Source organism: Pseudoalteromonas sp. C12FD-1, assembly GCF_037414265.1.
GTDB lineage: Bacteria > Pseudomonadota > Gammaproteobacteria > Enterobacterales > Alteromonadaceae > Pseudoalteromonas.
In genome coordinates, this window is record NZ_JBBEVD010000035.1 from 71,768 (window position 1) to 96,188 (window position 24,421).

General features: G+C 41.0%; 24 protein-coding genes and 1 tRNA gene. 18 read left to right on the top strand and 7 right to left on the bottom strand.

What is annotated here, in order from left to right:
• Window positions 1-63: 63 nt before the first annotated feature.
• The gene (locus WDB87_RS02335; protein WP_286245417.1) at window positions 64-2,595 is read right to left on the bottom strand and encodes an EAL domain-containing protein; all 2,532 of its coding nucleotides are present in this window, start codon (window positions 2,593-2,595) and stop codon (window positions 64-66) included.
• Window positions 2,596-2,795: 200 nt separating this feature from the next.
• Here WDB87_RS02335 and queA point away from each other — a divergent pair, with 200 nt between their 5' ends.
• The 7 genes from queA (at window position 2,796) to WDB87_RS02370 (ending at window position 11,427) form a co-directional block, all read left to right on the top strand.
• Entirely contained in the window at window positions 2,796-3,827 is a 1,032-nt protein-coding gene (gene queA / locus WDB87_RS02340) for a tRNA preQ1(34) S-adenosylmethionine ribosyltransferase-isomerase QueA (protein ID WP_286245416.1), read from the top strand.
• A 183-nt stretch (window positions 3,828-4,010) separates the two neighbouring features.
• Window positions 4,011-5,135: a tRNA guanosine(34) transglycosylase Tgt gene (gene tgt / locus WDB87_RS02345; protein WP_004587614.1), complete on the top strand. Its 1,125-nt coding sequence runs from the start codon at window positions 4,011-4,013 to the stop codon at window positions 5,133-5,135.
• A gap of 25 nt (window positions 5,136-5,160) precedes the next feature.
• Window positions 5,161-5,496, top strand: a complete 336-nt coding sequence (gene yajC / locus WDB87_RS02350) for a preprotein translocase subunit YajC (protein WP_058549351.1) — start codon at window positions 5,161-5,163, stop codon at window positions 5,494-5,496.
• 19 nt (window positions 5,497-5,515) lie between these two features.
• Window positions 5,516-7,375 carry a protein translocase subunit SecD gene (gene secD / locus WDB87_RS02355; protein WP_286245414.1) on the top strand — a complete coding sequence of 620 codons (1,860 nt, stop codon included), beginning with the start codon at window positions 5,516-5,518 and terminating at the stop codon, window positions 7,373-7,375.
• Window positions 7,376-7,384: 9 nt separating this feature from the next.
• Window positions 7,385-8,332, top strand: coding sequence for a protein translocase subunit SecF (secF, locus tag WDB87_RS02360; protein WP_286245413.1), 948 nt, complete (start codon window positions 7,385-7,387; stop codon window positions 8,330-8,332).
• 479 nt (window positions 8,333-8,811) lie between these two features.
• Window positions 8,812-10,602, top strand: coding sequence for a GGDEF domain-containing protein (locus WDB87_RS02365; protein ID WP_337848892.1), 1,791 nt, complete (start codon window positions 8,812-8,814; stop codon window positions 10,600-10,602).
• A gap of 15 nt (window positions 10,603-10,617) precedes the next feature.
• Window positions 10,618-11,427: a substrate-binding periplasmic protein gene (locus WDB87_RS02370; RefSeq protein ID WP_337848893.1), complete on the top strand. Its 810-nt coding sequence runs from the start codon at window positions 10,618-10,620 to the stop codon at window positions 11,425-11,427.
• Window positions 11,428-11,481: 54 nt separating this feature from the next.
• Here the strand turns inward: WDB87_RS02370 and suhB are convergent, their stop codons facing one another.
• Window positions 11,482-12,285 (bottom strand): inositol-1-monophosphatase, encoded by an 804-nt coding sequence (suhB, locus tag WDB87_RS02375; protein ID WP_286245410.1) that lies wholly within the window; start codon window positions 12,283-12,285, stop codon window positions 11,482-11,484.
• Window positions 12,286-12,670: 385 nt separating this feature from the next.
• Here suhB and WDB87_RS02380 point away from each other — a divergent pair, with 385 nt between their 5' ends.
• Entirely contained in the window at window positions 12,671-13,087 is a 417-nt protein-coding gene (locus WDB87_RS02380) for a VOC family protein (protein ID WP_286245409.1), read from the top strand.
• A 69-nt stretch (window positions 13,088-13,156) separates the two neighbouring features.
• Here the strand turns inward: WDB87_RS02380 and WDB87_RS02385 are convergent, their stop codons facing one another.
• Entirely contained in the window at window positions 13,157-13,813 is a 657-nt protein-coding gene (locus WDB87_RS02385; RefSeq protein WP_337848894.1) for a LiaF domain-containing protein, read from the bottom strand.
• Window positions 13,814-14,130: 317 nt separating this feature from the next.
• On the opposite strand from WDB87_RS02385, the gene WDB87_RS02390 reads away from it, so the two are divergent.
• From WDB87_RS02390 to WDB87_RS02400, 3 genes are all read left to right on the top strand, one after another.
• Entirely contained in the window at window positions 14,131-14,697 is a 567-nt protein-coding gene (locus tag WDB87_RS02390; RefSeq protein ID WP_089348766.1) for a BON domain-containing protein, read from the top strand.
• A 64-nt stretch (window positions 14,698-14,761) separates the two neighbouring features.
• A complete protein-coding gene (locus WDB87_RS02395) occupies window positions 14,762-14,920 on the top strand; it encodes a YqaE/Pmp3 family membrane protein (RefSeq protein WP_004587604.1) in 159 nt (52 codons plus the stop codon).
• A 267-nt stretch (window positions 14,921-15,187) separates the two neighbouring features.
• Window positions 15,188-15,264 (top strand) — tRNA-Ile (locus tag WDB87_RS02400).
• 571 nt (window positions 15,265-15,835) lie between these two features.
• On the opposite strand, the gene WDB87_RS02405 is transcribed toward WDB87_RS02400, so the two are convergent.
• Window positions 15,836-16,657 (bottom strand): DUF4437 domain-containing protein, encoded by an 822-nt coding sequence (locus WDB87_RS02405; RefSeq protein ID WP_337848895.1) that lies wholly within the window; start codon window positions 16,655-16,657, stop codon window positions 15,836-15,838.
• Between the two features lie 144 nt (window positions 16,658-16,801).
• Here WDB87_RS02405 and WDB87_RS02410 point away from each other — a divergent pair, with 144 nt between their 5' ends.
• On the top strand, window positions 16,802-17,755 hold the full coding sequence (locus WDB87_RS02410; protein ID WP_337848896.1) for a LysR family transcriptional regulator: 954 nt from the start codon (window positions 16,802-16,804) through the stop codon (window positions 17,753-17,755).
• A 43-nt stretch (window positions 17,756-17,798) separates the two neighbouring features.
• On the opposite strand, the gene WDB87_RS02415 is transcribed toward WDB87_RS02410, so the two are convergent.
• Entirely contained in the window at window positions 17,799-18,128 is a 330-nt protein-coding gene (locus WDB87_RS02415) for a 5-carboxymethyl-2-hydroxymuconate Delta-isomerase (RefSeq protein ID WP_337848897.1), read from the bottom strand.
• Between the two features lie 168 nt (window positions 18,129-18,296).
• On the opposite strand from WDB87_RS02415, the gene WDB87_RS02420 reads away from it, so the two are divergent.
• The 6 genes from WDB87_RS02420 (at window position 18,297) to WDB87_RS02445 (ending at window position 23,258) form a co-directional block, all read left to right on the top strand.
• Entirely contained in the window at window positions 18,297-18,779 is a 483-nt protein-coding gene (locus WDB87_RS02420; RefSeq protein WP_337848898.1) for a CreA family protein, read from the top strand.
• Between the two features lie 9 nt (window positions 18,780-18,788).
• Complete coding sequence (locus tag WDB87_RS02425; protein WP_286245402.1) at window positions 18,789-19,562, top strand: hypothetical protein; 774 nt, start codon at window positions 18,789-18,791, stop codon at window positions 19,560-19,562.
• 11 nt (window positions 19,563-19,573) lie between these two features.
• Window positions 19,574-20,200, top strand: a complete 627-nt coding sequence (locus tag WDB87_RS02430) for a LysE family translocator (RefSeq protein WP_337848899.1) — start codon at window positions 19,574-19,576, stop codon at window positions 20,198-20,200.
• 15 nt (window positions 20,201-20,215) lie between these two features.
• The gene (locus WDB87_RS02435; RefSeq protein WP_286245400.1) at window positions 20,216-20,710 is read left to right on the top strand and encodes a gamma-glutamylcyclotransferase family protein; all 495 of its coding nucleotides are present in this window, start codon (window positions 20,216-20,218) and stop codon (window positions 20,708-20,710) included.
• An 11-nt stretch (window positions 20,711-20,721) separates the two neighbouring features.
• Window positions 20,722-22,263, top strand: coding sequence for a serine hydrolase (locus tag WDB87_RS02440; RefSeq protein WP_337848900.1), 1,542 nt, complete (start codon window positions 20,722-20,724; stop codon window positions 22,261-22,263).
• Between the two features lie 77 nt (window positions 22,264-22,340).
• On the top strand, window positions 22,341-23,258 hold the full coding sequence (locus tag WDB87_RS02445) for a histone deacetylase family protein (protein ID WP_337848901.1): 918 nt from the start codon (window positions 22,341-22,343) through the stop codon (window positions 23,256-23,258).
• Between the two features lie 54 nt (window positions 23,259-23,312).
• Here the strand turns inward: WDB87_RS02445 and WDB87_RS02450 are convergent, their stop codons facing one another.
• Both WDB87_RS02450 and WDB87_RS02455 read right to left on the bottom strand, forming a co-directional pair.
• A complete protein-coding gene (locus WDB87_RS02450) occupies window positions 23,313-23,606 on the bottom strand; it encodes a hypothetical protein (RefSeq protein WP_337848902.1) in 294 nt (97 codons plus the stop codon).
• A gap of 2 nt (window positions 23,607-23,608) precedes the next feature.
• Window positions 23,609-24,418 (bottom strand): DUF2797 domain-containing protein, encoded by an 810-nt coding sequence (locus WDB87_RS02455; RefSeq protein WP_286245396.1) that lies wholly within the window; start codon window positions 24,416-24,418, stop codon window positions 23,609-23,611.
• Between the last annotated feature and the right edge of the window lie 3 nt (window positions 24,419-24,421).

Below are 24,421 nucleotides of genomic sequence, written 5' to 3' on the forward strand. Positions count from 1 at the left end.
TAAAGTATAGGCAATAAGTGCAATAATGATAGTAATAAAATGCTTAAAACTGTTTAAAAATGTTTAGCTAGCGCTAGGCGGTTGTTGGATAAAAGGTTTCTTCTGGTAAATAATTTTAAGTGTCGATTGCACTTTTTCTACAGGCACTGGGCGAGCAATAAAGTAGCCTTGTCCGTAGTCAACACCAATCTCTTTAAGTGCAAAAAATATCTCTTCGCTTTCTACGTATTCTGCCACAGAGCGCTTATCAAGGGAGCGGCTTATATCGTTTATGGCTTTGACCAGTGCTAGGTCAATAGGATCGTTAATCATGTCGCGTACAAATGAGCCATCTATTTTTACATGTTGTGCAGGCAACTGTTTTAAATAGTTAAATGTGCTAAAGCCTGTGCCAAAGTCATCAATAGAAAAGTGACAACCTAAGCTGTTTAGCTTTTCTATCATTTTGCGAGTGGCTTTTAAATTGTTAACAGAGGCCGATTCGGTAATCTCAAAAATAATACGCGAAGGCGGCACGTGGTATTTTTCAAGGCTCGACTCTATATGTGGCAGTAAACGCTCATCTAAAAACGATTGGGCAGAAAGGTTGATCGCCACTTGATTCAAATCTGGGTGCTCAGCCACGCTGGCAATAGCATTGCGAATAACGCATTGGTCCATCAAAAAGGTATCGTTTAGCAACTCCAAAGAGGGAATAAACTGGTTAGGAAAAATAAGTTTATTGTCTATTTTTAAACGTAACAAGGCTTCAAAATAAGCCACTTTATTGGCTTTAAAGTCCCATATTGGCTGGTAATGCAGTTCTACGTTATCTTGCTGAAGTGCTTGTCGAATCTCATGCCCCCACTCAAGTCCGGTTTGCAAAGTGTTATTTTGCGCATCTTCTTTTGAGTAGCAGTGCACTAGGTTACGCCCTAAACTTTTAGCAATATATAAGGCGATATCGGCTTGCTTGAGGCACTCACTCGGATCGCAATTTTTAGCCGTTATTTGGGTTAAACCAATAGAGCAGCTAATAGAATACACTTGGTCTTCAGATTTAAACTCGTGCTGTTCAATCGCACTACAAATACTCTCTGCAATTAGGTGAGCGTCAAGCAGTTGCGTGTTTTTTAAAATAACAGCAAATTCGTCACCGCCTATTCTGCATACTAAATGTTTTGCGCTAATGTTTGCTTCAAATAATTGGGCTACATCTTTTAGTACAATGTCGCCTTGTTGGTGGCCTTTGCTGTCGTTAATTATTTTAAAATGATCTAAATCGATATAAATAAGCGCGTGCTCTACATCACCATAGGTGTGATTGTTTTGGCATATTTTGTTGAGTTGTTGATCAAAGTAATAACGATTATGTAAGCCTGTTAGCGTATCGTGTAGGGCTAAGTGGCGTAGCTTTAACTCAGCCTGCTTACGCTCGTGTATGTTGTCGATTGTGGCAGTAATGGTGGCATTATTACGGCTGTTTTTTATCAGCTGTAATCGGCATTCAACCCAAATTTGATTGCCATTTTTATGATTAAGTTGAATCTCAACTTGCTGCTGGTGTGTGCCGCCATTAAGAATATCGTTAATGGTCGTATTTAGTTTTATTTGGCATTCATCAGAGCAATAATCGGTCAATGATTTTTGCAAAGACGATTTAACCCCAAAGCCACTGAGTGTTTCCCAAGCAGGATTGATAAAGCGAATTTTGCCTTGTTGGTCGAGCTCTAAAACCACCGTATTTAAATGCAGCAAAATACGCTGGTGCGCCGAAAATAGCTCTTTATAGCGTACTTCGCTAAGACTTAGCTGCTCAACCTTTTGAGCAAACTCTGCATAGCTCACCATAAAGTCTTCACGTCGCGCTGCATGGTCACATACTTTATTTAAAAACGATGGGTCGTACGGTGCTCTTATAAAATCGGTAACACCGGAGAGTAGCAGCTGCTCTGCATAGTCTGCATCGTTATTATCAATAATAGTTACGATGGCTTGTTTAGGGTTATGTTGCAGTATTTCTTCGACTAAAACGCTGGAAGTTTCAGCGTGCGACGCGGTTGCATCAAGCAGCACAATAGCAAACTTTTGTTGGTTATAGGCGCTGAGGGCATTTTGCTTTGTGGTGACATGGGTAATAGCAAAGTTGAGCTTTAGTTGCTCTGTTATTTCATCGGCTTTTTGCGCAATAGGCTCAAGCAAGAGTAAATTAAGGCGACTACTTTTTTCTAAATGCGTAGACAGAACATTGGCAAGCACCTGCGGCAACATGTCTTGGTGCTCAAAGGGCAGTACAGCATCTATGCCATAACTGCGAGCGGTGGTTTCTGCTATACGCTCACAATAAATAGGCGGAATAAGTAAAATAGGGGTGTTTTTTGGGGTGTTAAGTAAACCTGAGCGGATCATCCGAGAAAAACGCCAGCCATCTATTTTCCCCACGCTTAGGCCTGTAATAATCATGTTTACTGGCTGCTTTTTCAAAAGGGTAAGTGCATCTAGGCTATCTGCGGCTTCAATAAATTCAAATACGTTTAAGTACTCTAACGTGGCGCGTATAGTGCGGCGTTCTTCGCTACTTGCGTTTAGAATGAGCAATTTCAGCTTATCTGCCACTTTTTATAACCCCAAAACAAAGCCATCAATATCAAAGGCAGTAAGAATAATGATATTTACCAATAAGAACAAGATTATTTAAAGTAGTTACTCAAATGTATCTAAAATAGGGTGAATCCTCTCAACTGTGGTAGATATCTTGAGCTTAGCCGAGGATAGATATACACTTGGCGCGATTTTAATGATGTGGAATACCGACTATGCGCGTGGCTGACTTTAGCTTTGACTTACCTGATGAATTAATTGCTCGTTTTCCTAAACAAGACAGAACCAGCAGCCGTTTACTAACCTTGGATGGCCCAACTGGCAACGTTGAACACAAAGTGTTTAGTGACTTACTTGATTTAGTTAACGAAGGTGACTTATTGGTATTTAATAACACCCGCGTTATTCCTGCACGTATGTTTGGTCAAAAAGCATCAGGCGGTAAAGTAGAAGTGCTTGTAGAGCGTGTAGTTGATGAGCACCGAGTACTTGCCCATGTAAGAGCAAGTAAGTCGTTAAAGCCTGGTAACGAAGTTATTTTAGAAGGTAAAGCAAAAGCGACAATGATTGCGCGACACGATACATTATTTGAGCTTGAATTTGATCGCAGCCAAAATGTACTCGATATTCTAAACGATATTGGCCACATGCCTTTACCTCCTTACATTGACCGCCCAGACACCGAAGCTGACCGCGAGCGTTATCAAACAGTATATGGCGAAAAGCCGGGTGCAGTAGCAGCGCCTACAGCAGGGCTGCATTTTGACGATAAGCTAATGGCGGCATTAAAACAAAAAGGCGTAAACATGGCCTTTGTTACGCTACATGTTGGCGCAGGTACGTTTCAGCCGGTGCGTGTAGAAAGCGTAGATGAGCATGTAATGCACTCTGAGTACATTGAAGTGCCTGACGACGTGGTACAAGCTGTTGCACAAACTAAAGCCAGTGGCGGGCGCATTATTGCGGTAGGTACTACTTCTGTGCGTTCACTTGAGTCGGCAGCAAAAGTACACGGCGGTAAATTAGAGAGCTATTTTGGCGATACCGATATTTTTATTTTTCCGGGTTATCAGTTTAATGTAGTTGATGCCATGGTGACGAATTTTCACTTACCTGAATCAACCCTCATAATGCTAGTCAGTGCCTTTAGCGGGCAAGATAACATTATGGGCGCGTACAACACGGCTATAGAACAAAAGTACCGCTTTTTTAGCTACGGTGATGCGATGTTTTTAACACGCAAGTAACAAGTTATTGTTTAATAGTCAGTCGAATCTATCAAAAACCCCAGCTTAGTTGCTGGGGTTTTTGTTTGTGGCAATTGGCATAACTGAATTTACCGCAGCTAATAGTAATAGCGGGGCAAAAAGGGTAGAATCGAGCGGTTAAATTATAGCTTGTTGGACTGTTTTTCCGACATTGAGGATGATATGAAATTTGAATTAGACCGCACCGACGGAAAAGCGCGCCGCGGCCGCTTGATTTTTGACCGTGGTGTAATAGAAACGCCGGCATTTATGCCAGTTGGTACTTACGGTACTGTTAAGGGCATGACCCCAGATGAAGTTAAAGCCACAGGGGCGCAAATTTGTTTGGGTAACACCTTTCATTTAATGCTACGCCCAGGTACTGAAATCATTAAACAACATGGTGATTTACACGACTTTATGAATTGGGACTTTCCAATTTTAACCGACTCAGGTGGTTTCCAAGTATTTAGCCTTGGCGCTATGCGTAAAATTACCGAAGAAGGCGTGTTGTTCCAATCGCCTGTAAATGGTGACCAAATTATGATGTCGCCTGAAAAATCAATGGAAGTACAGCGTGATTTAGGCTCAGACATCGTAATGATTTTTGACGAATGTACGCCATATCCTGCTACCGAAAAAGAAGCTAAAGACTCAATGGAGCTATCGCTTCGTTGGGCTAAGCGCTCTAAAGAAGGCCACGGCGATAACCCATCAGCCTTATTTGGTATTATTCAAGGTGGTATGTACCCAGAGTTACGTGCACAATCACAAAAAGGCCTAGAAGAAATTGGCTTTGATGGTTACGCACTAGGCGGCCTATCGGTTGGTGAGCCTAAAAACGAAATGATGAATATTCTTGATCATTGTGCGTACAAAATGCCAGAAGACAAACCGCGCTACTTAATGGGTGTAGGTAAACCTGAAGACTTAGTTGAGTCTGTACGCCGTGGTATTGATATGTTTGACTGTGTAATGCCTACCCGTAATGCACGTAATGGTCATTTATTTATTACCACAGGTACAATTAAAATTCGCAACGCAGTACACAAAACAGATACTGGCCCACTCGATCCTGAGTGTGATTGCCATACCTGTAAAAACTACTCGCGCGCTTATTTGCATCACCTTGATAAATGTAACGAAATTTTAGGTGCACGACTAAACACAATCCATAACTTACGATACTATCAGCGTGTTATGGAAGGCCTACGCAATGCAATTAGCGAAGGTAAACTAGAAGAATTTGTTAGTGATTTTTATGCTCGCCGTGGCCAAGATGTGCCAGAGCTTGCAGATATAAATTAAAATTTAAAAATATAGAGGAAGTATTATGAGTTTATTTATTTCAAACGCACACGCCGCTGCTGGACAACCTGCTGCAGGTGGTGGTTGGGAAATGCTAATTATGTTAGCTATTTTCGGTTTAGTTTTTTACTTTTTAATTTACCGCCCGCAAGCTAAGCGCGTTAAAGAGCACAAAAGCTTAATGAGTGCGATGGCTAAAGGTGATGAAGTACTTACTCAAGGTGGCTTAGTAGGTAAAATTGTTAAAATTACTGAAGATAAAGATTTCATCGTGATTTCTTTAAATGAGCAAGCTGAAGTAACAGTACAAAAATCGGCAGTATCTGCTGTATTGCCTAAAGGCACAATGAAGTCACTATAAAAATAAAAAGGACATGCCTGTGTTAAACAAGTTTCCAATTTGGAAGTATTTACTTGTTTTAGCTGTGGTAGCCATTGGCCTTTTATATGCTTCTCCAAACTTGTATGGCCGCGATCCGGCCATTCAGGTTTCGGGGGCTAAAGGCGCAGATGTCGATCTCAGTGTAGTAGACAAAGTAAACGCAACCCTCAAACAACATAATGTAACAGCTAAGTCTACCGTGCTTGAAGGCGGCCAAGTATTAGTACGTTTTAAAAATGTTGAAGAACAGCTAAAAGCGCAAGACTTACTGCGTAACTCTCTTAGCGACGATTATATCTCTGCTATTAATATGGCACCCGCGCAACCTGCATGGTTAAAATCATTGGGTGGTAACCCGATGAAGCTAGGTCTTGATTTAAGTGGTGGTGTTCACTTCACCATGGAAATCGACATGGCAACCGCGGTAGATAATCAGCTAGAGCAAATGGAGCAAGACTTTAGAAGCGATTTACGCGAAGAAAAACTTCGTTACCGTAGTGTTCGCCGTGTAGCGGGCTCTGAGCGTATGCGTGTCGAAATGCGTACCGAAGAAGACAAAGACGCCGCTGAGCGTTTTTTAGCATCGCGCTACCCACTAAACGTATACATAGATGATAGCAGCAACGACCGCGCATTTTTTGCCACTATGAGTGAGCAAAAGCTTAAAGAAATACGTGACTACGCTATAAAGCAAAACGAAACCATTATTCGTAACCGTATTAACCAAATTGGTGTTGCAGAGCCTAACGTACAGCGCCAAGGTGCTGAGCGCATTATTGTGCAACTACCTGGTGTACAAGATACAGCACGCGCCAAAGAAATTTTAGGTGCAACGGCCACCCTAGAATTTCGTGAAGTAGACGAAAACGCAGACCCAAGTGCGGCTGCTCAAGGGCGCATTCCTGCAGGCACAGAAATGATCATGAGCCGCGATGGCTACCCTGTGGTACTAAAAAAACGTGTCATTCTTGAAGGTAGCCATATCACTGGAGCGCAATCAGGAAACGATGAATACCAGCGTCCTCAGGTAAGCATTACTTTAGATAGCAAAGGTGGGGCAAAAATGAATGCCTTTACCAAACGCGCTATTGGTAAGCGTATGGCAACGGTATTTATTGAATATAAGCCATCGGGTAAAAAAGATGCAGACGGTAAAGCACTTCCACCTATTAAGGTAGAAGAGGTCATTAACGTTGCGACTATTCAAGCTCGTCTTGATCGCTCATTCCGTATTACAGGTATTGATAACCCAGCCGAAGCCCATAACTTAAGCTTGCTATTACGCGCCGGTGCATTAGTAGCGCCAATTCAAATTGTTGAAGAGCGCACAGTAGGCCCAAGCCTAGGTCAAGAAAACATTGAAGCCGGTATGACCGCTGTAGCCCTAGGCTTTGCGTTTGTACTTGCCTTTATGCTTATTTACTACAAAGGGTTTGGTTTAGTTGCCAACGTTGCACTAGCTGCTAACTTAGTGCTTATTGTAGGTGTAATGTCGTTAATACCAGGGGCAACTTTAACGCTGCCAGGTATTGCCGGTATTGTATTAACAGTAGGTATGGCGGTTGATGCTAACGTTCTTATTTTTGAGCGTATTCGTGAAGAACTGGCCGATGGCCGCAGCCCTCAACAAGCCGTTCATTTTGGTTACGATAGCGCATTTAGTACTATTTTTGATGCCAATATTACCACTTTAATTGCTGCAGTTATTTTATTTGCAGTGGGCACCGGCCCTATTGCAGGTTTTGCCGTAACGCTGGCAATTGGTATTTTAACTTCAATGTTTACAGCCATAGTTGGTACCCGTGCGGTAATTAACTTATTTATTGGTGGTAAGCGCATTGATAAACTTTCAATTTAAGGAGCGGACATGCAAATTTTAAGTTTGGGTGGTAAAACCCTACGTTTCATGTCACTTCGTAAAGTGGCAATGGGTTTTTCTACGCTATTAATTTTAGCGTCGTTTGCCTCAATTTTTATCAAAGGTTTAAACTTTGGTTTAGATTTTACTGGCGGTACCGCGGTAGAAGTTGGTTTTTCGCAACCTGCTGATTTAAAAAAAGTACGCTCAGTATTAGCTGAAAACGGTTTTGCTGATGCCTCAGTGCAGCTGTTTGGTTCTAGCCAAGATATTTTGGTTCGCTTAGCGCCGCGCGGCAGTGAAGTAAAAGCCGAGGTGATTGGTAACCAAGTTATTACTGCCTTAAAGCAAGCTGATGAGAGCGTAGTAATGCGCCGCATTGAGTTTGTAGGTCCAAGCGTAGGGGAAGACTTAAAAGAGCAGGGTGGCTTAGCCATGTTAACTGCGCTTATTTGTATTTTGATTTACGTGGCATTTCGCTTTGAGTGGCGTTTTGCTGTGGGCGCGGTAGGTGCACTACTACACGATGTAATTATTACAGTTGGCTTGTTTTCTGTATTAGGATTAGAGTTTGACTTAACTATTCTAGCGGCCATATTGGCGGTAATAGGTTACTCACTTAACGATACTATTGTTGTATCTGACCGTATTCGTGAAAACTTCCGAAAAGTACGCATCGACGACACGATTGAAATTATCGACATGTCGTTAACGCAAACACTCAACCGTACACTTGTAACGTCAATCACCACTATTTTGGTATTGATTGCGCTATTTGTGTGGGGCGGACAAACCATTCACGGCTTTGCTACTGCCCTGTTATTTGGTGTGTTCATTGGTACTTATTCTTCAGTTTACGTTGCAAGCTCGGTAGCTATTAGCATGGGCGTAAGTAAAGAAGATTTAATACCAGAAGTCATCGAAAAAGAAGGCGCAGACCTAGACGCATTGCCGTAATAGAGTTAACGCTAAATAAAACCGCTCAATTGAGCGGTTTTTTATTGCGCGCTGTTTTATAGAGCTGGGTTGCCTTTAAGGGTAAACGTACACGCTCTTTAGGCTGAACTTATACCAATCCGAAATAATACTTAATCATTTTCAGGGGCTAAACGTGTCGCTATCTGCGTTAAAAAATTCTCATTTAGAACAACTAAATAGCGAATTTTTTTGCCTTGTTATCAACACGTTTACCCATCCTCAAAATAGGTCACTTAATTATGCGGATTGGTATAAAGCCTTGAGCCGATTATATAATTAAGCCATTACAATAACGTCTGAATAGTTAGCAGTGTAGTAGGTATAAACTGAGGGCTGAGATGGTATTGCTCTAAATAGAGCAAATTTAATCCTGAATGGTTAATAGCATCTAATGCCATAAAATTGTCATACAGGCTTGCTACTTTAATGCCCCTATTAAACTACAATCAGGTTTTGCAGTGACGATGCAGCGCAAGTTACTAGACTATATTTTAAGTAACGGTGAAATAACCACGTTATTTCAACCTATTTTTGATATCGCTAATCAAACAATTATAGGTTACGAAGCGCTAAGTCGAGGGCCCAAAAACAGCCCCCTAGAAATGCCAACCCGATTGTTTGAAGCGGCAAGTGAGCACGCCTTAATTTCAGAACTTGAGCTATTATGCCGCTCAAAAGCAATTGAAAACTTTGTAAAGCTGAACCTAAACGGTAAATTGTTTTTAAATGTAAGCCCCAAAACTTTGCTTGACCCTTGCCACCCAAAAGGTGAAACCCTGCACTTAATAGAGCAGTTTGGCTTAGTGGCAAACCGCGTGGTGATTGAAGTAACAGAACAAGAAAAGGTCGATGATGGCTTTTTGTTATTAAAAACAATTGCGCATTATCGCGAATTGGGTTTTATTATCGCCATTGACGATTTTGGTGCTGGTTACTCGGGGTTAAAGCAGTGGTCTGAACTATGCCCTGACTTTGTAAAAATAGATCGCTATTTTATTGATCATTGCGATGAAAGCGAAGTTAAAAAAGAGTTTTTAAAATCGATTACGGTATTAGCAAAAGCAACAAACACCGCAGTAATAGCCGAGGGTATAGAAAGAACACAAGAGCTCGCTTATGTTGAAAGCTTAGGAATAGCAAACGTACAAGGTTTTTTATTGGAAAAACCGAACTCAAATCCAAGTCTTGATTACAGCTCAGAACAATTACAAGGATTGAGTTTTAAACAGCCAAGCAATGTGTTTGATCAATCTATGGCCATTGGCTGGCTTGCTGTAACACAAGAGGCAATAGACAGCGAAACTCGCAGTAAAGATGCCCACAAACTATTTGAAAAAGACAAGGCCGTTATAAGCCTTGCGGTTTTAAATAAAGCAGGTCAGCCGGTTGGGCTACTGCATAAAGATCAGCTCACAGAAGTGTTTGCAGCGCCTTATGGCCATGCTCTTTACGACAAGTGCCCCGTAACCGATTTTATGGATAAACAACCTTTAGTGGTGGATGAAAACCAGCTTCTTGATACTGTGAGTCAGCAAATTACAGAGCAAGACTTTGATATTCGCCGTCATATTGTGATCACGCGTCATGGTCGTTACTTAGGGCTTGCCCCTTTACGTGATATTTTAAAACATATAACAGAAGAAAAAATACGTCACGCCAAGCATGCTAACCCACTCACTATGCTTCCTGGTAATGTAGCGATTAATGAGGCAATAGAGCAAAGGCTACGCTCAAAAAGTGTGTTTTCGCTTGCTTATATAGATCTTAATCACTTTAAGCAGTTCAATGATTTATACGGTTATGCCAGTGGTGATAGTGTGATTAAATTGTTGGCCAATGTAACCGTGCAAGCGTGCGAAAACAGTGCTAACTTTGTAGGACATATAGGTGGCGATGACTTTATGGTTGTGTTTGACCAATCAAATGCTGTGCATATTTGTAATACCATAATTGAGCAGTTTGAACTGCAATCACGCACCTTTTTTACGCCTGAGCACATTAAGAGCAAAGGTTATTGGGCTACAAATCGTGAGGGAGAAAAGCAATTTGTACCTTTACTTACGTTATCAATTGGCCTTGTGGCTCCCGATTTACAAGAATGTAAAAACAGCCATCAAGTTGCAGCACTGGCAACAGATGCTAAAAAAGAGGCTAAGCGGTATCGCCATAGTTATTTGTTTATTTGTAAGCGCAGAAAGCCAGCGCCTGCCGTAGTGCACTTGGCGACAGATAACAAACACGTGGTATAAAAATAGGTAATTATTATGTTGCCATTAAAAAAAGTTGTAGCTGGGTTTGCTTTACTTGCAATTAGTTTTTTTGTGCAAGGGGCCGAAATTGTTAATGTTGCTCAAAAGCAAAGTGTGCAAAATGCCCGCGAAGAATACCTAAGTGAACTATTAACACGAGCCCTAGAGCGGGCTAATTACCCTGTAGTTATAAAAATGCAGTCAGTGAGTTTACAACAACAACGTGATCTTATTGAGCTAGATAAAACAGAGCTGGACATTTATTGGAGCATGAGCAGTCCTGAGCGAGAAACACGGGCAATAGCGGTTAAAATACCTCTTTTTAAAGGCTTTATAGGCAAGCGTGTTTTACTAACTAGTAAAAAAAATGTCGGAAAATTTGAAGGCATTACCACTTTAGCGCAATTAAGTGAGCTTTCGGCGGTACAAGGGCATGATTGGCCAGATACAAAAATAATGGCCTATAACGGCTTACATGTAAGGCCACTGAGTAACTATCAAGCTATGTTTACACTTACTAGCCGGGGCAGAATCGATTACTTTCCACGTTCATTTATCGAAGTTAATTCTGAGCTTGTTGCCAATGCGCAGAGTAACTTAGTTATTGTGCCTAATTTATTTATTAGTTATCCCACCGGTATTTATTACTTTGTTGTGAGTAGTAAGCCAGCTCTAGCACAGGCCATAGAGCTGGGGCTAAAAAAAATGCAAAACAGCGGAGAGTTTGACACGTTATTTGATGAGTATTTTGCAAAAGACATAAATTCACTTCCTTTTACCAAGGGGCACACTACAGAGCTAAAGCTCGATAACCCTTACTTTTAAAAACAAAAAAGGAGCCATAGGCTCCTTTTTTATAATAGGGTTACATGCACTTTATTAGCGAAGTAACGCTTCAGGTAATACTGGGCGAATTTCACGAATAATTGCTTGAGTAAGCTTAGGCGCGCCACAAATAATGTTACCGCTATTGTTGTAATTAACGCCACCTGCAAAATCAACGACCATGCCGCCAGCTTCTTTTACAAGTAACTCGCCTGCTGCTGTGTCCCACGGCTTTAAGCCAATTTCAAAAAAGCCATCAACACGGCCCGCAGCTACATACGCCATATCTAGCGCTGCAGAACCTGCACGACGAATATCAGCAGTTTGTACAAATAAGGCTTTAAACGCGTCTGAGTATGCGTCTAAGTGGTGCTTTTGTTTAAAAGGGAAGCCAGTAGCTAAAATTGAACCTGCAAGCTCAACCGTTTTAGTTACACGTAAACGCTTGCTGTTTAGTTGTGCGCCTTGACCGCGAGAAGCAGTGAAAAGCTCGCCACGAATTGGATCGTAAATGACAGCTTGGTCTAAACGACCTTTTACTTTAAGTGCGATAGAAACCGCGAAATGAGGGATACCCTTGATGAAGTTAGTTGTGCCATCAAGCGGGTCAACAATCCATTGGTAATCTGCATCTTTGCCTTTGTGCTCACCTAGTTCTTCACCAACAATGCAGTGATCAGGGTAAGATTTTAAAATTGTATCACGAATTACGGCTTCGGCTTCTTTATCAATGTTGGTCACTAAGTCGTTAGTGCCTTTTTGTTGAATTTCAACTTTTGATAAATCTTCACTTGCGCGAAGTAAAATTTTGCCTGCGTTGCGCGCAGCGCGAACCGCAATGTTTAACATTGGATGCATGGTATTACCTTTGGGTTGTAAAAGAACGTTTATATATTTAAGCCGGCGTATTTTAGCGACTTTTGCCATAAAGTAAACAATAAACCCCAAATACTTTTGTGTGTTTTTTGTACTGCATTGAAACGCTTATATATTTGTTTCTTTGATAACTTATAAATAACCTGAAATCTGGATAATAAACCTATCTCTCGCAGTTATTGGCATTTAAATTCGCCTTGTTTTCATTGAAAATTTCTGGCTAGAGAAAGTAAATTTAAATATCACAATAATTCATTATGTTAGTAAGTCTCTTAACCAGAGTTCAGGTTAAATAAAAAAAATCCTTTACCTAAAGTTAGCTTGAGGTTTTATCTTGTTTTTAAGCAATCAACTAAGGTAATTAATAATGAAATTAGAACACGTACATTTGGTAGTAAACGACATAGATACCATGCTTACATTTTATCAAGCTGCCTTCCCTTACTGGTCAATTAGAAGTCAAGGAAACAATACTTGGTATGGCAAACCTAAGCGCTGGGTACATTTTGGCGACGATAACCACTATATTGCAATAAGTGATAATGGTGAGCATAAAAACAGAGATTTGACAGGGCACCAAGTAGGGCTTGCGCATTTTGCTTACGTAACAAATAACCTCGATGCGGTTGTAAAGCGCTTAAAGCACGCAGGGTTTAACGTTGATAAAGAGGGCGCAGAAAACCCGTTTAGAAAAAATGTATATTACTTAGACCCAGCAGGGTTCGAAGTTGAGTTTGTGCAGTATATGAGTGACATTCCTAGCGAGCGTAATAACGATTTATAAAGTAGCCGTTAAACATATGTGTAGAAAAGCAAACAATATAGTTTTTCTACACATTATGTTTTACGCATATTACTTATTATTTACCCCAAACTGGGCCTTTAAATCATTAGCAAAACTGACAAATTTTTCTTTAATGGTACGTTTAACTTTTACTTCCACCGAACCTAAAACAGTTTTACCCTCAAGGCTGATTGTAGGTCCTTGGCGCTTATTGAGCGACACTGTTTTATTTTCAAAGCTGCCCATTATGCAAAACATTTTAGACACTACATTAACGTGTTCTGGTACATAAATTTCTTCGCTGCCTAAATAACAGCTAACGTGAATAGTGACATGTTGATGGGTAAATATAGCATCGGTAAAATCAAGCACAATTGATCCCATATAGTTTTGAATGTAAATATCTTTAGGGACCACCCATTGGCCGCTACGCTCGCTCGAGCCTAAAATACTTCGTAGTGTTAAGCTTTCTTCATCCGCTTGTTGGGCACTGTAATTTGGGGCAAACTGAGTTTGCTTTTGGGCAGTGTACTGGGTATCAGTAGTAAGGGTTAAATCCTCTACTAAGTTAAGTAACGCTTTGTTATCGGTTGCTTCCATGGCACTGTCTAAGCGCCTTTCAAAGGCCTCGGCTGAGATAACGCCATGGCTGTAGTTATAAATAAGTTGATCTATCACTTGCTCGCGGACTTGCTCTATTGGGCGGTCTTCAATTTTTACAGGCATGGGAATAATCCTTTTAATATGAGTTACTGCTGTGTAAAGCAAGCGGTGCACCAAAACTTAAAGTGTTATATATCAATGGTTTATTATTTTAATGATAATGTTTAGTTTATTATATTAACGATAGATTAACCAAAACAGCAATATAATCGTTATTTTCACCACTTAAGAAAGTTTTACCTAATAGCCGGTAAATGTTTACTCGAAGGTATTTTTATTTACACCTAACAAAATAGCTAACTTCATGAATTTAAAGTGTAAATAAAGTTGGCCTGAAGCTCGCATATATAAAAATGTCTTTAATCAAAAGGAGAAAGATTATGAAAACATTCAACAAATCTATGATTGCGGCTTTAGTTCTAGGTACTACAGCTATGGGTGCTCAAGCGGGCACGTGGGAAAATGAAAGTAAAGATGCTTGGATTGATGGTAAGGCAGAAACAGTGCTTCTTATGAACACTAATCTAAACAACTTTGACATTAACACTGATGTAAAAAATGGCAAGGTAGTACTTACAGGTAAAGTAAACAGCGACCTTGATAAAGAGCTAGCTGAAGAACTTGTAATTAGCCTAGATGGCGTATCTGATGTAGAAAACAACCTAACAGTTGTTAAAAACATGGATATGGACGATAAAGATCGTGCCACTATGGATGATGACGATAACGACTTAACTGACGCTAAAATCACCACAGTAATTACTACACGTTTCTTATTTGACTCAGAAGTTGACGGTACAGACATCGATGTAGATACCGACAACGGTATAGTTAAGCTTAAAGGTTCTGTTGAAACAGAAGCCGAAAAGCAGTTAGCAGTAAAAATTGCTAAAAATGCTGAAGATGTTCGTGACGTGGTAGATGAACTAACTATCGTTGCCGAATAATACACTATACTAAAAAGCCCAGCCTAGCTGGGCTTTTTGCTTGTTATTTTAAAGGAGTTACATCATGGATATTATTCGTATTATATTGTCGATTTTACTGCCACCACTAGGCGTGTTTTTGCAAGTTGGTTTAGGTATGCACTTTTGGCTAAATATTTTACTAACTTTACTGGGTTACTTCCCCGGTTTAATTCATGCTATTTACATTATTGCTAAAAAATAATGTTTGGCGTGGCTAATTTGAGCCGGCCACTTTTTTGTAATTATTAAATTTAAAAAAGCGGCTTGCATACTTCTGCGTTTATTTTCCCGCTATTTCCTGCCTATTTGCATGCAAAAAGATTACTATTTAAGCAGTCAGCTTACTGATTGTTAAAATAAAGGTTTTTGCTAGTGACAAGCCTTAAAAAACTTTTTATACTGCAACCCGATTTAGTCGCTCAGTGGCTAAACGCTTCAAAAATTAACTACTTCGTAGTTATACAAAGTTGGCCCCTTAGCTCAGTTGGTTAGAGCACACGACTCATAATCGTTAGGTCCCCAGTTCGAGTCTGGGAGGGGCCACCATTTTTACACTATCTTCTTCAAGTTCAAAAGTTTTTATTTTTTTATACTTAAGTTAATTAAATTCTTTAATTCGTGCGAATTTTTAGCGTAATAAGTCTGCGTAGAATAATGATGTACTGAGCTTACTATACCAATCGTGTTAAGTTGTTATACCAACCTGCAATAATACTTAATCATTTTTAGGGGCTAAACGTGTCGCTATCTGCATTAAAAAATGCTCATTTACGACTGCATGGATGCAGAGGGTAGAGCAATGCAGGAGCAATTGCCGAGAGCAACTAAATAACGAATTTGTTGCCTAGCTATCAACACGTTTATCTATCCTCAAAATAGATTCACTTAACTAAGCGGATTGGTATTTGGCATTTATAGCGACAGATAAATAGCGGGATAACAAGGTGTTTATGCCAGCATGTTATTGTTTTACATAAGAAACTTGTAACGCTGTTAGCGCTTTATTTAGCACGATAGAGTGATTGAATATTTTAGTTGTTTGGTATTTACGCGGAATAAAATGTGGCTAGCTTTTAAATTTAGCCCCCAGCAATGGCTTGCTAGGGGCTTTAACTACCTAGTTTACTTGGTACTTACTATTAGTACGAATGTAAATAGTGGTTGCTTTGTCGCTTGTGTTCTTAATCGTGTGGGTAAAGTTACCGCTTGATTCTACATAGCTGCCTGCGCTTAGGTTTTGCGTTTTATCTTGCTCGCTTGAGTTGTACTCAACTGCGCCGGCTATAACAACAGCACGAAATTCGCTTGCTTTTGTTTTTATTTCACCTTTAAAGCCGGCAGGAAGTTTAATCATTGAGCCGTTCATATCGGCTGTGCTTCCCCAAAGGTAGGTTGTTTGCACGCCTTTGGCGTTAATGTCGTTTAAATCGCTGCTGTTTAACCATACCATGTTGTCTGCATGTAGGTTTAGCGGGCGCTCGCCATTATCAAACTGAGCCTTAGTCGGTTTAACTAAGTATGGTCCAGAGTCTATTTCTAGATAAATTAAGTTAGTTTTACCATTTGCTGCTGTGGTGTGGTTTTCACCTGCAGGTTGTGTCCAAAACGAACCCGCTGGCATCCACATTTTTTCAGCTGTTGGGTCGTCATTGTGCATTTGGCCTTCAATAACGATACCGCGGTAGGTAATATTGTGAATGTGCGGCGGAGATTCAAAGCCTTTTTTAAAGCGTACGAGCATGCCTGTTGCAGTGTCGGTTGTGCGATCTCCCCACAAATCTGCAGCGCCAGGGCTTTTATCACCACGTAGCGGGTTTAAGTAGCCCCAGTCAATATTGCTGGCAGCAACAACTTTTGATGCGCTTTGCTCTGCAGAGGCTGGCGTTGATATGAGTGTGGCAACCAGTGCGAGTGTTGATGCCTTTAGTAATAATTTCATTTAAAGCTCCGTTAAGTTGGTATAACGCTTATAATACGGCTTAAAATTCGGCCAATAAATGGGCATAAGTTAAATACACTTTCGCAAAAACGTGGATAATAACGATATAGTTACGCATGCTGGTTTATGCAATAAGAGGGTTTGATGAAAATAGCTGATTTACAAGTATTGCTTAAAGTGGCTGAGCTGCAATCAATTACTGCTGCTGCAAATCAATTAGATATGAGCTCATCGGCTGCTAGTGTCTCGTTAAAGCGAATAGAGCAGGCGCTTGGTGCACAAATATTTGTGCGCACAACAAGGCAAATACGCCTCACGCCCGAAGGAGAACGCTATTTACCCCTATGTCAGCAGGCGCTCGATTTATTGCAACAAGGGCAGGTGCTTATTCATGAAGAGCAGCAATCTATTAGTGGTGAAGTGCGAATAGCCGTGTCATCCGAAATGGGGCGCAACCTTATGCGGGTGTTACTGAATAATATTATGGATAAACACAGCGAAGTGACGCTGCGCTTACAAGCAAGCGACAGTCGCGCTGATTTTTACCGTGATGGAATTGATGTTGCGCTGCGCGCCTTAACAAAAGAGGCCGCACAGGAGCTAAACTTATACGGCTTTAAAATTTGCAACATTGCACACGTGCTATGCGCCTCGCCTGAGTACATTAAAAAGCACGGTGAGCCGTTAACACCAGATGACTTACTTAATCATAATGCGCTTTTATATAAGCTTTACGAGGTAGTGCATGATGGGTGGGAGCTGTATAACGATAACCAAAAATACAAAGTTAAAATGAATAGCGACCGAGCTGTTAACGATGGTGATATAGTCAGGCGTTGGTGTATTGATGGTACCGGGGTTGCCAAAAAGTCGGCCATTGATGTAGCTGAAGATTTACTCGCGGGTAGATTAAAAAGGTTAATGCCCGATTACAAAATCCCCCTGACCGAAATGTGGTTAGTATTACCAAGTCGCCAGCTTATAACGCCTGCCATAAGGCTTATTCGTGATGAGCTAAAGCTCACTATTAACCAATTAAGGCAAAAACTTATTGAGCAAGAGATTATTAACGAGCAAGAGTGGCCTGAAACATTCTAACACCCCCTATATTGATTGTTTTATCAACGCGTATTTATGACGTTTAATTTTTACGGTAAATTTCGTGTTGAATATCGTAAATATTAACGCTTAAGCTGTCAGAATCTCGGCAATATGTTTTTAAGCATTCAAGCAAGCTCTCGCTTAACATTTGTTTTTGTTCAATAGAGCGCCCGGCCATAATATGCGCCGCAATGTGAATAAACCCTTCTTTTCCTTTACCTAGCTGGTATTGCTGATAAGCAATAGCACGGGTTTTAATGGTTTCTAAGTCAAACAAACCACTTTGAAAAGTCGCGTTATGGACTTTTTCAACAAGCACTTGCGGTAATACAGGAAGATCTTCAGAGTGTTCAATAATAATGTGCGGCATTTGCGCGTTTCCTATTATGAGTTACTACGTGGGCGTACGCATAATTGTACCAAAGCCTGAACTGCGCGCTAACCCCTGAATCGTCTAAATTTAGTTGTATTAATTTTTGATGTTAGTATAAAAACAATCACGTGAACCTTCGCTTATAAAGCAAAATTAAGGATTAAGATGAAATTACCACACCGCTTTAAACGTTTAGCTGTGCTATTAAGCGCAGTGGTTACATTAAACGCTTGCTCAGATGATGTTGCATCAGTGAGTTTAGGGCTATTTACTACTAAAGATGTAGTGGTAAATTCGCAGCAAGACCCGCTAGTAAAAGGGGTTACGTGCCATATTAGCCATATTGAGGCCGACTTAGATTTTTCAGATCCCTCTGATATGTCTATTGCGTGCCGTCAAACTGGGCCAATTACAGCCGATATGCTACAAGCAATAGACCGTAGTAAGTCAGGCGAGGTGGTGTTTAAGTCATCAAAAAGTATTTTATTTAAATCGCTAAAAGTGCGTCGTATTTACGATGCACAAAACCGCACATTATTATACTTATCGTACTCGACTAAAGAGTCGAGCGGCAGCCACCACCATGCACTTTCAACCGTGCCTTTATATAATACACAAGCTTGGAACTGGGCACTTGAACAAGAATAAGAGCACATTATGTTAGCGTTATTTAAATCAAAGCCGCTGCTAGAACAAGCCGAACAGCAGTGGCTAATTGATACCTTTATTTGGGCAGTAGAGCACTTTGATGCCGAATTTTTTACCAAGCACACGCAAATAATATTGCCAACGGTGGCGCATTTTCCTGATTCGGTATCGAGTATTGAGGAAATGGCCACCAAGGTATTTGTACGAGTACGCGATTATGCAGGTATGAGTGCATGGCCAATACAATTAGTTGCGCCACAGCAGTTACAGCCGCAAGTATTTCCGCATTTTGAATTTGCTGAATATTTACGTGGAGAGCAAAGCCAGCTTATAGTACCGCCAAGCCATGCGATTAATGTCTCGTTTAATCCTAATCAAATTAATCAGCCGCAAGATTTAGTAGCAAGCTTTGCCGGCACGCTGGCTACTGTATTAATTCATCATGTTGGGGTGTTACCGCCAGGCGGTAAAGACTACTTGCCACAAGCGGCAGATGCGCTGGCCTGTTTTTTAGGGTTTGGGGTAATGATGAGCAACACTGTGTATCAATTTAAAGGCGGGTGTGGCTCGTGCTATAACCCTTATGCTAATCGTGAAGCTAAGTTAAGCGAAGCCCATACCGTATTCATGCACGCGCTGATTAGTTATTTTAAAAACGACAGTGTCTCTAAAAAGCATTTAAAGCCACATTTGCGCAGCCAGTTTAAAAAAGCCCAAAAAGAGATCAAAGCATTAGTTGATAGCTCTGCTAATCCGCTATTGCTTGCCTATGCACCAACTTAAAGTGGATACTTGTGAACTATTTAGACGAATTTTTACTGATCGCCATCGCCCACTTTTTTGCAGTAGCCAGCCCAGGCCCCGACTTTGCCGTGGTGCTCAAACAAAGTATACAGCAGGGCAGGCGTAACGCCCTATGGACAAGCGCTGGCGTGGGCGCTGCTATTTTATTACACGTAGGATACTGCGTATTAGGGGTTGCGCTAATTTTAACGCAATCGCCTAATTTATTTATGGCACTAAAGTATGTTGCGGGCGCTTATTTAGCCTATTTAGGCGTACAAGCATTAAGGGCTGCCAAACCACCGGTAAATAAAACAGACAACATAGAAAACAAAGCAACCCCACAAGAAAGCGTATGGCATGCATTTAGGCGTGGCTTTTTAACCAACGCGCTTAACCCTAAAGCAACTCTCTTTTTTATGTCGTTATTTACTTTAGTTATTAGTGTAACTACACCAACTAGCGTGCAAATTGTGTATGGGGTTTATATGGCTTTGGCAACATGGGTGTGGTTTTCTATGCTTTCTTTGGTGCTGTCAAAAACCAGTGTACGGGCGTTTTTTCAAAAAAGCGGCTATTGGTTTGACCGGGGTATAGGTGTTATTTTAATTGCTTTAGCCATTCGTGTTGTAATTTAACCCTAGGGAGAAGTGATGCCTATCTATAATTTTTCGTTTGGATCGAATATGTCCTCTAATCGCTTGCTTGCGCGTTTACCAAAAGCAAAGCGAGTTGGCACGGCTGTACTAAAAGGCTACGAGCTTACGTTTAATATGCTATTTAAAGATGGCTCGGGTAAGTGCAGTATTCAAAAAAGTGATGACAAAAACGCCTTGGTATATGGCGTGGTGTATGAACTTGATGAAGCCGAAAAAGCAATTTTAGACACCATAGAGGGTCCTGGGTACGATTGCGTGGCTATTAAGCCCACTTTGTTAGATGGTGAGCAAATAGAGGCTCATTGCTATATTGCAAACACCCACGATAACGATGTACTGCCATACGACTGGTATATTCAGCACGTTCATCGCGGCGCGCTTGAGGCGGGCGTTCCAAAAGAATACAGTGATGCAATACTTAATCGGCCGCATAAACCCGATACAAATAAAGCGCGTGCTGATATTGAATTTGCAGTGCACCAAAAATAATAAGGATAATCATGAAACTTACCAAATTAGCCAGTTTAGCTTTGCTTGCCAGTGCCACTTTTAATAGTTGGGCACAAATTAATACCACGCACTTAGAGGAGGTGATTAACACCTCAATGGCACGCTTTGACGTACCGGGTATGGCGGTAGCAGTTGTGCAAGACGATAAAGTTGTATTTGCTAAAGGGTTTGGGATAAGTAATCTCAATACAAATGCAAAAGTGAACAAAGACACACTTTTTGGTATTGCCTCAAACACAAAAGCGTTTACCAGTGCAGCGCTGGCTAAGTTGATTGATGAAGGTAAGTTAAGTTGGGATGACAGAGTAATTGATCACTTACCTGAGTTTAGGTTGTACGACTCCTACGTTACTCGCGAAATGCGCATTCGTGATTTATTAAGCCACCGCGGTGGTTTAGGGCTTGGCCAAGGCGATTTAATGATTTGGCCAAGTACTGATAAGTCTATAGCGGCTATTTTAGCCGGCCTACAATATTTAAAGCCAGCCAGCAGCTTTCGAAGCCAGTATGCCTATAACAACTTAATGTTTGTGACCGCAGGCGAAGTGGTGGCACGTGTATCAGGTATGAGCTGGAACGATTATATCGAAAAAAATATATTACAGCCTTTGCACATGGATAACTCGCGCGCGGGCTTTTCGCGTATTCCAAAAAGCAATAAAAATTGGGCAATTGGCCACATACCAATGGATGGCAAGCTCAATCCTTTTTTTGTTAACTACTTAGAAGACTTTAGAGGTGCAGGGGCTATTGCATCGAGCGTAAGTGATATGAGCCAATGGTTACTTACGCAGTTAGCTGGTGGAAAAATGCCAAGCGGTGAGCAGCTATTTAGTGAAAAACAGCAAGCGCAAATGTGGCACCCGCATATTACCTCTATGGCGTCTAAAAGTGCGTATGAGGCCTATCATCAGCAATTTAGAGGCTATGGGTTAGGTTGGAGCATTGAAGATTATCACGGCTTTAAAAAGCTAGGCCACGGTGGGGGCATTTTAGGTATGGTGTCGCAAGTTACATTGCTGCCAGAGAAAAAGCTTGGCATTGTTATTTTATCTAATCAGCAAGCATTTAGTGCGCTTTCGGCGGTTACTCATGAAGTACTTGAAGATGCTTTAAAACTTGAAGATAAAGACTGGGTTGAAGAGTTAGCTAAAAAACATTTTGCAGGTAAACAAACAGCCTACGCAAGTGCAAAACCCGACACTCCAGCAGATTATCAGCCACAGTTACCTAATATTAATTACACCGGCACGTTACATGATGATTGGTACGGGGATGTAATTATTGAGCAGCTAGATGGCAAACTACGTATTGATTTTACCCATACCAAACGCTTAAAAGGCACGCTTGAGCATTACACGGGTAATACGTTTATTGTTAAATGGGATGAAAAACTACTTGAGGCCGATGCATTTATTCGTTTTGATATGGGCGAAAGTAATCGTGTAAATAGCGCCAAAATGCGCGCGGTATCAACAGCGGTGACCGACTTTAGTTTTGATTTTAGAAACCTAAATTTAAAAGCTAAGTAGTGATGCTATACACCAAAGTCGCAAAGCCACCGTAAGGTGGCTTTGTTATATTAAGCACTCATATTAAAGGAGCGTTTATGCGTACTGCAGTTATTTCACATCCTCATTGCCGTAAACATAAAATGATTGACGATCATCCCGAGTGCCCAGAGCGCCTTGACGCCATTGCCGATAGACTTTTGGCAAGTGGGGTAGATATTGGCTTAACGCATCTACAAGCGCCTAAAGCAAAGCGTGAGGATTACTTATTAGCCCACGATGAGTCGTTAGTTAACCTTGTGGAGCGCTTAGTCCCTCAGCAAGGGCTACATAACCTTGATGGCGACACCTGGCTTTGTCCTGATTCATTTAAAGCAATTGAGCGCGCCGTAGGGGCAGGGCTGTTGGCTGTAGATGAAATACTCGCAGATAAACTCGATGCTGCTTTTTGCGCTGTACGCCCGCCAGGGCACCATGCCAATGCACATGCTTCATCTGGATTTTGTGTATTTAATAACTTAGCCATTGCTGTTAAGTATGCTCAAAGCAAAGGCGTTAAACGTATAGCAATTGCTGATTTTGATGTACACCATGGCAATGGCACCCAAGACATATTTATAAACGATGAAAACGTATTACTTTGCTCTTTATTTCAATACCCATTTTACCCAAACACAGCCGTAAAAAATAATAATCATATTGTTAATTCGCCTTTGCCCATAGCCAGTAATGGCGACGACTTAAAAGAAGTGTTTACTACTCAGTGGTTACCTAAATTAACAGCCTTTAAGCCAGAGCTGCTATTTATAAGTGCAGGGTTTGATGCCCACCTAGAAGATGACATGGCAAGTTTAAAGTTTGTAGAAGATGACTACAGCTGGCTTACAGAGCAGTTATGCAACGTTGCAAAAGAGAGTGGCTGTAAAGGTGTTATATCTTACCTTGAAGGGGGCTATGCGCTATCAGCATTAGGAAGAAGTGCTGTAGCGCATATAAAAGTGCTTAGTGAGTACTAATAGCAATTTGCAATAATTATTAATTAAGCGAATTGGTATAACTAAGGCTGAGGGTTATAAACCTAGTAAATCAAACGCCTGCTTGGTATTAAGGGTTTTAATTTTGCCAAGACAGCATTGCCCTTCATTCAACAAATAAGTGGTTACCAGTTGCGCTAGCTGCTCCTGTGAAAGAGGGGGGCATACAGCGCCGTGTAGATCAACGTACTCACCTTGTTTGTTCAACACGCGCACATTACTAAGCTCACTTTGCGCAACGCTGTGCAAACACGCTTGTTGTTCTTGTTTATCGTGCGCTATTTCAAGCTCATTATAAACAATTAATAACTGTGGAAAGCTGTTTAGCATAATTACCCTACTGTCACCTCGTAAGAGGTAAATTTACGTATATTAATTACGCCGGTATCAAAAATTAAGTACTGACCTTTTATACCTTGTAGCACGCCGCTTACTACTGGGTTTTTATCAAAATTAAACGAGCTAATTTTAGTAGGGTACTCTGTTACCGGAAAGTTTAAATCAACCACATCTTCATCTAGCTGCTCTATGGCCGTTGCACCAAATAGCTCACTTAGCTCGTTTAGTTTATCGCTAATTTGTGGGATGAGCTCTGCTGCGGCGGCTTTTAAGTCTATTGCGTCGTTTTGGCCTTTAAGCATGTTACGCCAATTAGTTTTATCGGCAATAAACTCGGCCAATGCCACCTCAACTAAACCTGATTGCAAACGTGTTTGTACTTTAAAAATAGGCAGCGCTTGGGTAGCGCCCTGGTCAACCCAACGTGTTGGTATTTGCGTATGGCGAGTAATACCTACTTTAAGCCCAGACGTATTGGCTAAATACACATAATGCGGGATCATACAGTTTTCTTCGCCCCATTGTGGCTCGCGACAGGTACCTTGATCGTAATGGCAGGTTTCTGGTTTCATAATGCACATATCGCAGCTAGCAAGCTTACGCATACATACAAAACAATGCCCTTGAGAGTAACTCTTTTTGGTTTTTTTACCACAGTTTGAGCATAAAATGGTACCGCTAAAAGTAAGCGTTAGTTCTTTACCTATATAGGCATTTAAATCTACTAGATTATCGCCAACAGGTAGGTGGTATTGAACGGGCTCTGTTAAGCTCGATTTTAATTTACGCAAAGTGCCTTGCATCTT

Excerpts from the sequence above, each read along its gene's own strand:
- queA (WP_286245416.1), top strand. The coding sequence starts at position 2,796 with ATGCGCGTGGCTGACTTTAGCTTTGACTTACCTGATGAATTAATTGCT.
- tgt (WP_004587614.1), top strand. The coding sequence starts at position 4,011 with ATGAAATTTGAATTAGACCGCACCGACGGAAAAGCGCGCCGCGGCCGC.
- yajC (WP_058549351.1), top strand. The coding sequence starts at position 5,161 with ATGAGTTTATTTATTTCAAACGCACACGCCGCTGCTGGACAACCTGCT.
- secF (WP_286245413.1), top strand. The coding sequence starts at position 7,385 with ATGCAAATTTTAAGTTTGGGTGGTAAAACCCTACGTTTCATGTCACTT.
- WDB87_RS02370 (WP_337848893.1), top strand. The coding sequence starts at position 10,618 with ATGTTGCCATTAAAAAAAGTTGTAGCTGGGTTTGCTTTACTTGCAATT.
- suhB (WP_286245410.1), bottom strand. The coding sequence starts at position 12,285 with ATGCATCCAATGTTAAACATTGCGGTTCGCGCTGCGCGCAACGCAGGC.
- WDB87_RS02380 (WP_286245409.1), top strand. The coding sequence starts at position 12,671 with ATGAAATTAGAACACGTACATTTGGTAGTAAACGACATAGATACCATG.
- WDB87_RS02385 (WP_337848894.1), bottom strand. The coding sequence starts at position 13,813 with ATGCCTGTAAAAATTGAAGACCGCCCAATAGAGCAAGTCCGCGAGCAA.
- WDB87_RS02390 (WP_089348766.1), top strand. The coding sequence starts at position 14,131 with ATGAAAACATTCAACAAATCTATGATTGCGGCTTTAGTTCTAGGTACT.
- WDB87_RS02395 (WP_004587604.1), top strand. The coding sequence starts at position 14,762 with ATGGATATTATTCGTATTATATTGTCGATTTTACTGCCACCACTAGGC.
- WDB87_RS02405 (WP_337848895.1), bottom strand. The coding sequence starts at position 16,657 with ATGAAATTATTACTAAAGGCATCAACACTCGCACTGGTTGCCACACTC.
- WDB87_RS02410 (WP_337848896.1), top strand. The coding sequence starts at position 16,802 with ATGAAAATAGCTGATTTACAAGTATTGCTTAAAGTGGCTGAGCTGCAA.
- WDB87_RS02415 (WP_337848897.1), bottom strand. The coding sequence starts at position 18,128 with ATGCCGCACATTATTATTGAACACTCTGAAGATCTTCCTGTATTACCG.
- WDB87_RS02420 (WP_337848898.1), top strand. The coding sequence starts at position 18,297 with ATGAAATTACCACACCGCTTTAAACGTTTAGCTGTGCTATTAAGCGCA.
- WDB87_RS02425 (WP_286245402.1), top strand. The coding sequence starts at position 18,789 with ATGTTAGCGTTATTTAAATCAAAGCCGCTGCTAGAACAAGCCGAACAG.
- WDB87_RS02435 (WP_286245400.1), top strand. The coding sequence starts at position 20,216 with ATGCCTATCTATAATTTTTCGTTTGGATCGAATATGTCCTCTAATCGC.
- WDB87_RS02440 (WP_337848900.1), top strand. The coding sequence starts at position 20,722 with ATGAAACTTACCAAATTAGCCAGTTTAGCTTTGCTTGCCAGTGCCACT.
- WDB87_RS02445 (WP_337848901.1), top strand. The coding sequence starts at position 22,341 with ATGCGTACTGCAGTTATTTCACATCCTCATTGCCGTAAACATAAAATG.
- WDB87_RS02450 (WP_337848902.1), bottom strand. The coding sequence starts at position 23,606 with ATGCTAAACAGCTTTCCACAGTTATTAATTGTTTATAATGAGCTTGAA.
- WDB87_RS02455 (WP_286245396.1), bottom strand. The coding sequence starts at position 24,418 with ATGCAAGGCACTTTGCGTAAATTAAAATCGAGCTTAACAGAGCCCGTT.